Source organism: Flavobacterium tructae (assembly GCF_001853485.1).
GTDB classification, from domain to species: domain Bacteria; phylum Bacteroidota; class Bacteroidia; order Flavobacteriales; family Flavobacteriaceae; genus Flavobacterium; species Flavobacterium tructae.
Genome location: NZ_MIKE01000011.1, coordinates 934,682 through 947,311, shown reverse-complemented (window position 1 = coordinate 947,311; position 12,630 = coordinate 934,682). Strand labels below are relative to the sequence as shown.

The following is a 12,630-nucleotide window of genomic DNA, read 5'->3' as shown; positions in this document are numbered from 1 at the left end:
TATCAACCTACCTATGAAATTTCCAAAACAAAAAATAGCAAAAGCACTTCTGATACTTGCCCTGGTATTGGTAGTGCTTTTTTTAGGATTTTACTTTTTTCGCGATTCACTTCTCAAACAAGCTATCGCTAAAGTAACTCACAAAATGAATACGGAATACAACAGTACATTTTCCGTAAAATCAGCTTCATTTGACGGTTTGTCCGGCATAAAATTAACCAACGTTATTCTGGTTCCTAAAAATGCCGACACACTTTGTCATATTCAAAAAATAGAAACCAGCATCAGTCTTGCCAATTTATTGATTGGTGATGTTCAAATTGGAACTTTAAAAGTCAACAACGGCTACATTCAACTGGTTAAAAAAGGAAATGTTCGCAATTTTGATGCTTTCTTAAAAAAAGACAAATCAGATTCTGACAAAAACGAAAAACGCAAATACGCTTCCTTTGCTTATCGCATCATTTCGAAACTATTAAATCTGGTTCCGACCGATATGAAGCTTGAGAATTTAAATTTCAGAATTGATGACAATGGAAAAAAAACGTCTGTAGCCATCAACAAACTGGTTTTAGACAACAAACAGCTTGAAACCAACCTTCATGTTCAAAGCAAAGATTTTGATCAGCGATGGAACATCAAAGGCTTTGCCGATCCGAGAAATAAAAAAGCTGACATTCGTTTTTTTAATCTCGATACCGGAGCCATTCGTGTTCCGTACTTAGACGAACGTTACAACTTAAAAGCGAGCTTTGATTCGATTCGCCTGAATGTTCAGAATATTGAAAAAGACGGCAGCGAATTACATCTTGACGGTTATACGTCTATCACTAATTTAAAAATCAATCATCCGAAAATTGCCAGCAAAGATGTTGTGATTAAAAATGCCCGTTTTGATTATCGTTTCTTACTGGGAGATAGTTTTATTTCGATCGACAGCACTTCGACCATGCAGTTGAATAAAATCAAACTGCATCCTTATGTTTCTTATGACACTGAGAAAGATACCGTTTATACTTTAAAAGTAAACATTCCTAAAATGCAGGCACAAGATTTTATTGTTTCTCTGCCCGAAGGTTTGTTTACCCATTTTGAAGGAATGGAAGCTGCCGGAAGTTTTGACTACAAGCTCGATTTTAAATTCAATAAAAACAAACCGAATGCTTTGGTTTTTGATAGTAAACTTAACAAAGAAGGTTTAAAAATCACGAAATACGGCGAAGCAGATCTTAACAAGCTGAATGGAGAGTTTGTTTATCGCGCTATTATTCAGAATGTGCTGCAACGCCCGGTTTTGGTTGGAAATGCAAACCCTAACTATACGCCTTTAGATCAAATTTCACCTTATTTACGAAAATGTGTTCTGACGACTGAAGATCCGTCGTTCTTTTCGCATCGTGGTTTTATTAATGAAGCTTTTAAACAATCCATTTTAAAGAACATCAGAACCAAAAAATTCTCACGCGGCGCAAGTACCATTAGCATGCAGCTGATTAAAAATGTTTTCCTGACCAGAGAAAAAACGCTTTCACGTAAACTCGAAGAAATTTTACTGGTATACATTTTAGAGAACAATCGCGTTGTAAGCAAAGAAAGAATGCTGGAAGTTTATTTCAACATTATCGAATGGGGCCCTAATGTGTACGGGATTGGAGAAGCAAGTCATTTTTACTTCCAGAAAAGCCCCGCTAATTTGAATGTTGATGAATGTCTGTACTTAGCGACAATTATTCCGAAACCCAGAAAATTCATGTATCAATTTAATGATCAAGGCAATTTAAGGGATTACGCATTGAAAAATCAAAAATTCCTGAAGAATTTAATGTTCCGAAGAGGTTTGTTGGTTCCTGAAGATACGCTTGGACAATTACCCGTTTACATTTCGGGAAATGCGCGTTCGCTGATAAGAATTAAAGCTCCGGATTCTACAGCGGTAAAGAATGATTCTTTAGCGATTGAAGACGAATTTGACCTGTAAAACACGGATTTCATGGATTGGCACTAATTTTAGGTTTGAAATCACTTATCCTCTACATAAAAATTCCACAAACTAACACGAGTTCAATCCGTGTTAATTTGTGGAATTTGTGTTTAATTTAGTAGTACTAATTAAGGAGCCGGATCAGGAATTATGGCCTGAACAGCATTAATTTCGGCTATAATTTCTTCTGACAACACTACATCAATCGTATCAATATTTTCTTTTAGCTGCTCCATAGTTGTGGCACCAATAATAGCGCTTGTTAAAAATGGCTGCTGTAACACAAATCCCATCGCTAATTGGGTTAAGGTTAAGCCATGTTTAATCGCGATTTCCTGATATAATTTTGTGGCCTGTGTACTTTGCGCACTATTGTAACGTGTATATTGCGGAAAAAGATTAATTCTGGCATTTAGATGTGCTTCTCCGGTTAAAAATTTACCCGTCAAAACTCCAAAGGCCAAAGGAGAATAAGCCAACAATCCCACATTTTCATACTTTGAAACTTCGGCAGAACCTACTTCAAAAAGACGATTCAGCAAACTGTACGGATTTTGAACTGTTTTAATTCTTGGAAGGTTCTGGTATTTGCTTTCTTCTAAAAAGCGCATCATTCCCCAGGCATTTTCATTCGAAACTCCAATATGTTTTATTTTACCTTCTTTAATTAAGCCGTCAAATGTTTCTAGTACTTCTCTGAAGTTGTCTTCCCAAACATCGTCGTGACCGTTAAAAGCACGTTGTCCAAAACAATTGGTTTTTCGCTCCGGCCAATGCATCTGATACAAATCGATATAATCGGTTTGCAGACGTCTTAAACTGTTCTCTAAAGCATATTTGATGCTCGCTGGTGAGAAATCACCTTTTTCACGCATGTATGTGAACGCAGGATTCGGACCAGCAATTTTGGTAGCCAATACCACTTTGTCACGATTTCCCGATTTCTTAAACCAGGTTCCTATAATTTTCTCTGTACTTCCGTAAGTTTCTTCACGTGCGGGAACGGAATACATTTCGGCTGTGTCAAAAAAATTAACGCCTCTCTCCAATGCGTAATCCATTTGCTGATGCCCTTCGGCTTCTGTATTCTGTTGCCCGAAAGTCATCGTTCCGAGATTGATTTTACTAACTTTTATGTCGGTATGGGGTAAAGTGGTGTATTTCATTTCTTCTTAAAGCTCTAAGTTACTAAGGAGCTGAGTTGCTACAATTTTAAGCTTTCAGCATTCGACTATTAAAACTCAAAGATACGAAGCGATTCTTCAAATGAAAATCTCTCAAAAGTTAAAAAAAAGATAAGGTTAGATTTTACCTTTTGCCACCTGCAACGCCCCAATTGTTACAAGTCATCAACCAGACATTTCTTTTAAAAGAATGTATAAGAATAGTCTCTATAAATTTACTTGCTCACAGCAACATACAGTTGCTCTGAACAACAATTATCTTATAAATTTTTAACACCTTAAACCCCAAACAAAATGAAAAAAATTATTCTGGGAATTCTGACCTTCTCATTTTTTGCATGTTCAACTGAAGAAAACACTAAAACACCTCCAGAACAAGTAAAAGAAGAAGTAAAACAAGATCCGGTAGTATCAGTACCACCTAAGTATTGTGAATCAGCAGGGATTATAACTAGTGAAGAGCGATTAGATAAAGTCGTTTTTGGCAGTATCAACAATGCTTCAACAGGCAAAGGAGGTTATGAAGATTTCACTAACATATCTGGCAATTTCGCATTAGGTTCAAGCAATACTATTTCACTTACACCTGGTCTTTACAGTCAATATGGAAAAGATGGCTTTGGCGTACAATTTTTTGTCTACATCGATTACAATCAAGATGGCGACTTCACTGATCCGGGAGAAACAGTCTGGAAAAGTAAACAAGGTACTGATCCTGTAAGCGGAACAATTACCATCCCCTCCACAGCATCGCTAGGTTCTACCAGAATGAGGATTGAGATGAGAAGTATATTATCTCTGCCCGGTACACCTGTTACCGACCCGCCTTTTGGAACCGGCTGTGGAACTTTTCAGTATGGACAGGTCGAAGATTATACCGTAAACATTAAAGCTAAATTGTAAACAATTAAAAAAGGCTCAAAGTAAAACTTTGAACCTTTTTTTTTAAAATCTTAGAGACTTAGCCCCTTAGAACCTTAGCGTCTTAATTTATACTATTAAGCATCTCCGCAATCTCGTCCAATCTTGGCGTTAAAATGATCTCGATACGACGGTTTTTTGCTTTTCCTTCCGGAGTAGCATTACTTGCCAGAGGAGAAAATTCGCTACGGCCTGCTGCCGTTAATTTTTGCTTATTGATTTTAGTATTTTCACTTAGAATGTTCACAATGGCAGTGGCTCTTTTGGTAGACAAATCCCAGTTGTTGGCAATCGGTCCTGAACCTGCGTAAGGATCATCATCAGTATGTCCTTCAATTAAAACCGAAAGATCGGGATTATCCCCTAACACTTTTCCAAGTTCCACTACAGCTTTTCTACCTTCGGTACCAACGGCCCAGCTTCCTGAATTAAAAAGCAGTTTGTTTTCCATCGAAACATATACTTTTCCGTTTTTCTGTTCTACCGTTAGTCCTTTGCCTTCAAAACCGTTTAAAGCTTTCGACAGGGTCTCTTTCAATTTACGCATTGCTTCTTCTTTTGCTGCGATCATTGCTTCCAATTCGTTCAGACGATTTGCTGTTTTATCCAAACGAGCCTGTTCATCAGCCAATTTTTTAGATTTCGCTTCCAGCTGTGCCAAAAGTTCACGGTTTTTAGCCATATTACTTTCTAAAGCATCGTTGCTGTTTTTCTCCAAGGCATTATAAGAATCCTGAAGTACTTTGTATTTTTTCTGTTGAGCAGCCAGATCTGCTTTTTGTTTTTCAAGATCCGTTTTAGTTGCATTTAAATCTTTTGTTAAAGCGTCACGATCAAGTTCTAACTGATTTTTTGATTTCTGCAAACTCTCATTTTCATCCGTAATGGAACGATTTTCTTTTTTCAGATCCGAATATTTGGTTTCAAGATCGTTGTAAATTTTCTTGGACACGCATGAGGTCATAGACATTGCTACAACCAGTAATCCGACAGAGGCCTTTTTAATCATTTTTTGTTTTATTTGGAGGGTATTAATAATCGTGCCATGTAAAAACTCAATACCAATGACTATGTCAATGTTTAAATTTAAACGGTAATTCATTCAACAATAACAATACCACTTTTACTCTATTTCGACTAAAACAGGACAATGGTCTGAATGAACGGCATCCGGAAGAATTACGGCTCTTTTTAACCTATGCTCCATAACATTACTCACCAGATTGTAATCGATACGCCAGCCTTTGTTGTTTCCTCGGGCTCCTGCACGGTAACTCCACCAGGAATAATGATGCGGTTCTTTATTAAAATGACGGAAACTGTCGATAAAGCCTGATTTCATGAATGCGTCTAGCCAGGCACGTTCTGCCGGTAAAAATCCTGAAACCGTTTTATTTCGAACCGGATCGTGAATATCAATCGCTTCATGGCAAATGTTGTAATCACCACAAATAATCAGATTCGGAATCATTAATTTTAACTCGTTAATATAAGTTTGAAAATCGTCCATAAACATAAATTTATGATCCAGTCTTTCAATATTAGTTCCTGAAGGCAGGTACAAACTCATTACAGAACAATCATCAAAATCGGCACGAAGGTTACGTCCTTCAAAATCCATATGCTGAATTCCCGTTCCGTAAACCACATTATTAGGTTTTGTTTTAGACAGGATAGCAACGCCACTATATCCTTTTTTAGTTGCCGGATAATAATATTGATAGGGATAACCGGCAGCGGTGATATCCTCAACCGGAATTTGCTCTTCTGTAGCTTTTATTTCCTGAAGACAAATCACATCTGGATTAGCTTGTTGCAGCCATTCAATAAAACCTTTGGTTATTGCGGCACGTATTCCGTTTACATTATAAGAAATAATTTTCATCAGTGTTTTTTTTAGGATTTCAAATGTAATAAAAAAGTGGAAAGTTTGCATTTGAAACAGCGAAAAGTAGAGTTTTTTGTTATCTTTGTTCGCTGCTCTTAATAAATTAAAAATAGTACATGGGTTTAGTTACCGCGAAAGAAGTTGCAAAAGCGATAAATGTTGATAAGTACGGAGTTTTGGGTACTTTTTCGGGCTGGCTTCTTATGAAAGTCCTTAAAATATCTACTCTAAATAAAATTTACGATCACAATAAACATTTAGAGGATGTTGCATTTCTAAACGGGATTTTGGATGAGATGGAAATCAAATTTGAAATTCCCGAAGAAGATTTAAAACGTTTACCGAAAGATGGTGCTTATATTACCATTTCAAATCACCCTCTGGGGGGAATTGATGGTATTTTACTTTTAAAATTAATGCTTGAAAGAGAACCTAATTTTAAAATCATTGCCAACTTTTTACTACATAGAATTGTTCCGCTTAAAAAATACATCATGCCTGTTAATCCTTTTGAAAATCATAAGGATGCTAAATCAAGCGTGGTGGGGATTAAAGAAACCTTACGCCATTTAAGTGACGGGAAACCGTTGGGAATTTTCCCTGCCGGGGAAGTTTCGACTTACAAGGATGGAAAATTAGTCGTGGATAAACCTTGGGAAGAAGGTGCTTTGAAGTTAATCCGAAAAGCCAAAGTCCCGGTTATCCCTATTTATTTCCATGCCAAAAACAGTAAGTTGTTTTATTGGCTTTCTAAGATTGACGATACTTTACGTACAGCAAAATTACCTTCGGAGCTGCTTACGCAAAAAGACCGTGTGATTAAAGTTCGTATCGGAAAACCGATCTCGGTGAACGAACAAAATGAAATCGAATCATTTGAAGAATATTCTGAATTTTTAAGAAAGAAAACCTATATGCTGGCTAATCCTTTTGAGAAAGACAGCAAATTATTAGACACCGCAAGCTTAAAGATTCCGAAAGCACCTAAAAAAATTGCAACTCCGGCAAATGAGTCAAAAATGATTGACGAGGTTTGTGCGTTAAGAAACAGTGACTGCAGGTTGTTGCAGAGTAAAAACTACGAAGTATTTTTTGCGCGTGCAAAATCAATTCCGAATATCTTACACGAAATTGGTCGTTTACGTGAAATTACGTTCCGTGAAGTGGGCGAAGGAACCAATGAATCTATTGACTTAGACGAATACGACCAGTATTATCATCATATGTTTTTGTGGGATGACGACACCAAAAAAATAGCTGGTGCTTATCGCATGGGATTAGGTTCTGAAATCTATCCAAAACACGGTATTGAAGGTTTTTATTTAACGGATCTTTTCAGGTTTGAACCGGAATTGCATGATATGATGCACAAATCAATCGAAATGGGACGTGCTTTTATCATCAAAGAATACCAGCAAAAACCAATGCCTTTGTTCTTGTTGTGGAAAGGAATTATTCATACTACCTTACGTTATCCGGAACATAAATATTTGCTTGGTGGTGTAAGTATCAGCAATCAGTTTTCTGACTTCTCTAAATCGTTAATGATTGAGTTCATGAAGTCTAACTATTATGATCCTTATATTGCACAATACATTCACCCTAAAAAAGCGTACAAGGTAAAATTAAAAGACGCTGATAAAGATTTTATCTTCGACGAAGCCGAGTCTGACCTGAACAAGTTTGACAAGATTATTGATGAACTGGAACCAGGAAATTTACGTTTGCCAGTTTTGATCAAAAAATACATCAAGCAAAATGCCCGTGTAGTCGCCTTTAATGTTGATCCTTTGTTCAACAATGCTGTAGACGGCTTAATGTACATTAGAATAGCAGATATTCCTGAAAGTACCATGAAACCTGTTATTGAAGAATTTCAGATAGAATTAGAACGCAAATTATCAGAGAAAGAGGATTAATCAAAAATAGTTTCAAATTCCAAATAAAAAATTCCAAATCCCAAAAAGAGCTCAGCCTATTGGAATTTGGAATTTTTTATTTATTTTTTTGAAGGATTCAGACACTTAAAACCAGCCTTTCTGTCCAACCTGATAGGTTTGATAAAATTCTTCATCTGATCTGGTGAGATAAATTATTCCTTCGATCACACCTATTATGCCTCCTATTCCAAAAATAAATCCGAGAATAAGCTGGATAACGCCTTCTTTATTGTATCCTAAATAAAACTTATGAATACCCAGCGCACCTAATAAGATTGCCAGGATTCCTGCAACTACTTTTTTATTCTCCTCCCGATGAACCGGAGGATTGTTCCAATGTTCTGTTTTACTGTTTTCCATTTTTATAGTGATTTTTAGTTATTCTAAATTCAACATTATGTGGATGGAATTCTTAGACTTAAAACCAGATAGACTGATGCAAAATATCATCAAAAGAGCTTTCTCTAATAAATAGAACCAATCGTATCAAATGATAAAAGCCTAAAAAATAAGCCATGTTGTAAGCTAATTTTCTATTGTACAGTAGCCCTGAAAAATATTCTTTTTTAGTAATAATTTCAGTAGTCAGTATAATTATAGTGAGCCAGCAAAATACAATTACAAACGGGCCCAGAATATGGTAACTAAGCGATTTATAGATGTCGCCTTCATAAAAATAAACTAATGACTTGGTAATTCCGCAACCCGGACAAGGGAAACCGGTTACCATTTTAAAAGGACAAAACGACTGATCTGTCTCCAGATGGTCGTTATGGTTGTCGAGCATTAAAAAAAACGGAATTATCAGTGTAATTGCTGCACCGATAATTCCGTAAATTTTACGTTTTATTCTACTATTATTTGTATAATCTGTTGATATCACCTTGTACAATCATTGCTGCTGCCATAGGAAAAAAGAACCCTAAAACAATTAATAAAGTTGACTGGTCTTTTTGAAGCTCTCCAGTTCTTTGATAAACTTTTGGCAACGCTTCTTTTCCAGCTAAATAATAAAAATAAATATTTACCGGCATACAGCATCCTGCAAAGATTGCAACTGGCTGAGAGATTACCTCTTTTCCTGCTACGGCATTAAAAACCTCAGATACTTTAATATTCCAATAAATCAAGTACAATCCGCAAGTTAAAAAACTAAAAAGCAACACCATTATTGGATCTACTTTGAATACCGGAATTTGGTCATTAAAATTATTTGACGTTTCTTTAAAATCGTTTTCCATTTTTTACTAGTTAAAATTAATTGGTTATGTCCTACTCTTGGGATTTTCGGTTACTCCTTATTTAGAAACAATATTATTAAAAAATAATATTAAAAACTAATTATAACCCAAAAACTCTTCAGAAAAAACTCGTTATTTAATTGTAAAAAGGAAGTTAAATTTGAATCTCATCCTAGAAAACTAGCTGTTAAAGACCGCTTTTATCTTGTCAGCTATCACCTGAGCCAGTCGTTCATGACTTTCAAATGTCCAGCCGGCAATATGAGGTGTCAGTAAAACATTTTTAGACTCCATTAAATATCGCAAGGCTTCTGGTGTACTTTCTTCCTGAAACAAGGTTTCGAAAGATAATTTCTCATACTCCAAAACATCAAGACCCGCGCCTAAAATCTTTTTAGTTTTCATCGCCTCTACTAAATCTGCTGTGACAATGTTTTTACCGCGTGAGGTATTTATAATCCAAAAGGGTTTTGAAAAAGCATTTATAAAACTTTGATCCACCATTTTATCCGTTTCAGGAGTCCACGGAAGATGAAGACTCAGAACATCACTTTTTTGCTGTAGCTCAGCTAATGACACCTGTTTCGCATTTTGATCGCCTACATTATCCAGAATATCGTAACACAACACTTCCGTCTCGAAGCCGCGAAGTTTTTTCGCAAATGCTTTTCCCATATTTCCGTAACCAATGATCCCCACTGTTTTACCATCTAATTCATGACCGCGGTTACTTTCCCTATTCCAATGTCCTGATTTCACTTCGGCATCTGCCTGATTGAGATTATTAAACAAAGACAAAATCACTCCCAGCGAATGTTCTGCAACTGCATTGCGATTTCCTTCGGGCGCGGCAATTAAATGAATTCCTTTTGTTTCGGCATACTCACAGTCAATACTTTCCAGGCCAGCCCCTACACGAGCAATAAACTTTAAGTTAGTCGCCTGATCTAAAAAGGTCTTATCAATTTTAAAACGGCTTCGGATCACAATTCCGTTGTAATTTGCAATTTTCGCTTCAATTTCTTCTTTAGAAGATTTAAAATCTGCGTAATTTTCAAAACCTACATCTTCCAGTTGTTGCCATAAAACCGGATGATTGCTATCAATATGAAGAATTTTTATACTCATTGTATGCTATTTTTATAAAACAAAAATACAGCTTATTCTTTATTTAATTTTTCTGTTTCGACTATTAGCTTCCGGAGTTCACAGAGATGTAAAGAAAAATGACTTTAAAAAATTTGACTGCAGTAGCTTCCCGGTTTTCAGGCAAGAACCTTAGCCACTGAAATTAAAACAGTTACTACACAAAGTTCTCTATATCTTAACATTAACGAATTATTTAATTTCATACATTTATACATAGATTTTTACTTCAGAGGACAACTCGCCCCATTTTGCTACATGACATATTGAATTTTAAATTAACAATTCTATTTTAATCAATTAAACAACAGTAATTATGGCAACAAAAGATTTAACCATTATTTTGGTTCACGGTGCTTGGGGAGATGGCTCACATTGGCAACATGTAATTCCGGGACTCGTAAAAGAGGGATATAAAGTGCGAAGCGTTCAAAACCCTTTGACTTCTTTACAAGATGATATAAATAAAACTCAGGATTTAATTGATGCTCAGGAAGGAAAAGTACTTCTGGTAGGACATTCTTATGGAGGAGCAGTAATTTCGGGTGCCGGACATCATGATAAAGTGGTGGGCTTAGTTTACATTGCAGCATTTGCTCCTGATGCAGGAGATAGTCTGGGAGCTCTTTTAGGCCGCAGACCAGGATCGGGCGGAGCCAGTATTTATCCTGACCCAAAAGGTTTTCTATGGATTAAATATGATGAGTTTCATGATGCATTTGCTCAGGATTTAGACCATAAAGAAACACTGGTCTTATCACTGGCCCAAAAACCAATACACGGACAATGCTTTGGAGACATCGCAGGTGAACCGGCATGGAAAAACAAACCAAGCTGGTATCAAATTTCCAACTTCGATAACATGATTCCACCGGAAACAGAAAAAGAAATGGCAGAGCGAATAAACCCTAAAAAGATCATTCGTCTCGACGCAGGACATGCCTCGCTCGCATCACACCCCAAAGAAGTGACAGCCTTAATTTTAGAAGCAGCTGCTACATTCTAAGAAACACTCCAAACCGCTTACTATTAGCGGTTTTTTTTATTTAATACCGCAACCGCATCCCGTAACGCGATACACCTGAATTTTTTATTCGTTCATTTTTTTTTAACTTTGAAAATATATGCCTCCAAAAAATCCCTTCTAAATTCACTGAACTTTTATAAAAATGAAATTAACAAAAACTTTTAAAGCCTTCTTCAACAATGAAAAATCAGGGGGACTACTCCTGCTTTTTGTCACCATCATATCGCTTTGTCTTGCCAATTCGTCTTATCAAACGGAATATATTGCTTTCTGGGAAAAAGACCTCAACGGACATTCAATTACACACTGGATTAATGATGGTTTAATGGCTATTTTCTTTTTGTTAATTGGCTTAGAATTAGAAAGGGAGATTTATCACGGTGAATTGTCTAATATTAAAAATGCCTCTTTACCTATCATGGCAGCCTTGGGCGGAATGTTAGTTCCTGCCGGTATTTTTCTGATTTTAAATTTTGGAACAGCAACTCAAAACGGAGCAGGAATCCCAATGGCAACCGACATCGCTTTTGCCATCGGAATCTTATCTCTTTTAGGAAAAAAAGTTCCTTCGTCGCTAAAAGTTTTTTTAACTGCCTTGGCTGTTATAGATGACTTGGGAGCCATAATCGTTATTGCCATATTCTATACAACCTCAATCGCATTTATAAATCTTGCAATTGCGTTGGGAATCTGGGTTTTCTTGTTTGTTTTGAATCGTTTGAAAGTTCACAACCTTATCCCGTATCTTATCGGAGGTGTTGTAATGTGGTATTTCATGTTAAACTCAGGTGTTCATGCTACCATCACAGGAGTAATTCTGGCTTTTGTAATTCCGTTTGGAAATGGCGATGAAAATTCTGTTTCTTATAAATTACAGCATTTTCTACACAAACCGGTTGCCTTTTTTATTCTGCCTTTGTTTGCTGTTGCTAATACCTGTATTGCTATTCAGTCAGATTGGCACGAAGGATTGAATCACCCTAATACATTTGGAATTATCCTGGGGCTTGTAGTAGGCAAACCTTTAGGGATTTTACTTTTCTCGGCTATTGGTGTAAGTCTTGGATTGTGCAGCTTACCTAAAAACTTAAAGTGGGCTCATATACTAGGTGCCGGAATGCTGGGCGGAATTGGTTTTACCATGTCCATCTTCATCACTATTCTAGCTTTTAAAGATCCTGAAATTATTGTTTTCTCGAAGATCGCTATTCTGATTGCCTCTGTGCTTTCGGGTCTTTTTGGGTTAGTTTATCTGAAATATACTTTAAGCAGAAAACATGTTTAAATTCTAATATTAAAATT

General features: G+C 36.4%; 12 protein-coding genes. 5 read left to right on the top strand and 7 right to left on the bottom strand.

Going from position 1 to position 12,630, the window contains the following annotated elements; all coding sequences use genetic code 11:
- Window positions 1-13: 13 nt before the first annotated feature.
- Entirely contained in the window at window positions 14-1,978 is a 1,965-nt protein-coding gene (locus BHE19_RS06085; RefSeq protein ID WP_070906351.1) for a transglycosylase domain-containing protein, read from the top strand.
- Window positions 1,979-2,109: 131 nt separating this feature from the next.
- Here the strand turns inward: BHE19_RS06085 and BHE19_RS06080 are convergent, their stop codons facing one another.
- Complete coding sequence (locus tag BHE19_RS06080; protein ID WP_070906350.1) at window positions 2,110-3,147, bottom strand: NADP(H)-dependent aldo-keto reductase; 1,038 nt, start codon at window positions 3,145-3,147, stop codon at window positions 2,110-2,112.
- Window positions 3,148-3,459: 312 nt separating this feature from the next.
- On the opposite strand from BHE19_RS06080, the gene BHE19_RS06075 reads away from it, so the two are divergent.
- Window positions 3,460-4,068 carry a GEVED domain-containing protein gene (locus BHE19_RS06075; protein ID WP_070906349.1) on the top strand — a complete coding sequence of 203 codons (609 nt, stop codon included), beginning with the start codon at window positions 3,460-3,462 and terminating at the stop codon, window positions 4,066-4,068.
- An 82-nt stretch (window positions 4,069-4,150) separates the two neighbouring features.
- Here BHE19_RS06075 and BHE19_RS06070 read toward each other — a convergent pair whose 3' ends face one another.
- Window positions 4,151-5,095, bottom strand: a complete 945-nt coding sequence (locus BHE19_RS06070) for an OmpA/MotB family protein (RefSeq protein ID WP_026109927.1) — start codon at window positions 5,093-5,095, stop codon at window positions 4,151-4,153.
- 114 nt (window positions 5,096-5,209) lie between these two features.
- A complete protein-coding gene (locus tag BHE19_RS06065; protein WP_026109926.1) occupies window positions 5,210-5,971 on the bottom strand; it encodes an exodeoxyribonuclease III in 762 nt (253 codons plus the stop codon).
- 119 nt (window positions 5,972-6,090) lie between these two features.
- Here BHE19_RS06065 and BHE19_RS06060 point away from each other — a divergent pair, with 119 nt between their 5' ends.
- On the top strand, window positions 6,091-7,893 hold the full coding sequence (locus tag BHE19_RS06060) for a GNAT family N-acyltransferase (RefSeq protein WP_070906348.1): 1,803 nt from the start codon (window positions 6,091-6,093) through the stop codon (window positions 7,891-7,893).
- 105 nt (window positions 7,894-7,998) lie between these two features.
- Here BHE19_RS06060 and BHE19_RS06055 read toward each other — a convergent pair whose 3' ends face one another.
- The 4 genes from BHE19_RS06055 to BHE19_RS06040 form a co-directional block, all read right to left on the bottom strand.
- Complete coding sequence (locus tag BHE19_RS06055) at window positions 7,999-8,274, bottom strand: TM2 domain-containing protein (protein ID WP_017495912.1); 276 nt, start codon at window positions 8,272-8,274, stop codon at window positions 7,999-8,001.
- Between the two features lie 58 nt (window positions 8,275-8,332).
- Window positions 8,333-8,797 carry a DUF2752 domain-containing protein gene (locus BHE19_RS06050; RefSeq protein WP_017495911.1) on the bottom strand — a complete coding sequence of 155 codons (465 nt, stop codon included), beginning with the start codon at window positions 8,795-8,797 and terminating at the stop codon, window positions 8,333-8,335.
- Entirely contained in the window at window positions 8,772-9,155 is a 384-nt protein-coding gene (locus BHE19_RS06045; RefSeq protein WP_017495910.1) for a DUF4234 domain-containing protein, read from the bottom strand. The genes BHE19_RS06050 and BHE19_RS06045 overlap by 26 nt, the downstream gene beginning before the upstream one ends.
- Before the next feature lie 180 nt (window positions 9,156-9,335).
- Window positions 9,336-10,283 carry a 2-hydroxyacid dehydrogenase gene (locus BHE19_RS06040; RefSeq protein ID WP_070906347.1) on the bottom strand — a complete coding sequence of 316 codons (948 nt, stop codon included), beginning with the start codon at window positions 10,281-10,283 and terminating at the stop codon, window positions 9,336-9,338.
- 334 nt (window positions 10,284-10,617) lie between these two features.
- Here BHE19_RS06040 and BHE19_RS06035 point away from each other — a divergent pair, with 334 nt between their 5' ends.
- Window positions 10,618-11,307, top strand: a complete 690-nt coding sequence (locus tag BHE19_RS06035) for an alpha/beta hydrolase (RefSeq protein WP_017495908.1) — start codon at window positions 10,618-10,620, stop codon at window positions 11,305-11,307.
- 163 nt (window positions 11,308-11,470) lie between these two features.
- The gene (gene nhaA, locus BHE19_RS06030) at window positions 11,471-12,613 is read left to right on the top strand and encodes a Na+/H+ antiporter NhaA (RefSeq protein ID WP_070906346.1); all 1,143 of its coding nucleotides are present in this window, start codon (window positions 11,471-11,473) and stop codon (window positions 12,611-12,613) included.
- The last annotated feature ends 17 nt before the right edge of the window (window positions 12,614-12,630 follow it).

Excerpts from the sequence above, each read along its gene's own strand:
- BHE19_RS06080 (WP_070906350.1), bottom strand. The coding sequence starts at position 3,147 with ATGAAATACACCACTTTACCCCATACCGACATAAAAGTTAGTAAAATC.
- BHE19_RS06065 (WP_026109926.1), bottom strand. The coding sequence starts at position 5,971 with ATGAAAATTATTTCTTATAATGTAAACGGAATACGTGCCGCAATAACC.
- BHE19_RS06075 (WP_070906349.1), top strand. The coding sequence starts at position 3,460 with ATGAAAAAAATTATTCTGGGAATTCTGACCTTCTCATTTTTTGCATGT.
- BHE19_RS06070 (WP_026109927.1), bottom strand. The coding sequence starts at position 5,095 with ATGATTAAAAAGGCCTCTGTCGGATTACTGGTTGTAGCAATGTCTATG.
- BHE19_RS06055 (WP_017495912.1), bottom strand. The coding sequence starts at position 8,274 with ATGGAAAACAGTAAAACAGAACATTGGAACAATCCTCCGGTTCATCGG.
- BHE19_RS06040 (WP_070906347.1), bottom strand. The coding sequence starts at position 10,283 with ATGAGTATAAAAATTCTTCATATTGATAGCAATCATCCGGTTTTATGG.
- BHE19_RS06035 (WP_017495908.1), top strand. The coding sequence starts at position 10,618 with ATGGCAACAAAAGATTTAACCATTATTTTGGTTCACGGTGCTTGGGGA.
- BHE19_RS06045 (WP_017495910.1), bottom strand. The coding sequence starts at position 9,155 with ATGGAAAACGATTTTAAAGAAACGTCAAATAATTTTAATGACCAAATT.
- nhaA (WP_070906346.1), top strand. The coding sequence starts at position 11,471 with ATGAAATTAACAAAAACTTTTAAAGCCTTCTTCAACAATGAAAAATCA.
- BHE19_RS06060 (WP_070906348.1), top strand. The coding sequence starts at position 6,091 with ATGGGTTTAGTTACCGCGAAAGAAGTTGCAAAAGCGATAAATGTTGAT.
- BHE19_RS06085 (WP_070906351.1), top strand. The coding sequence starts at position 14 with ATGAAATTTCCAAAACAAAAAATAGCAAAAGCACTTCTGATACTTGCC.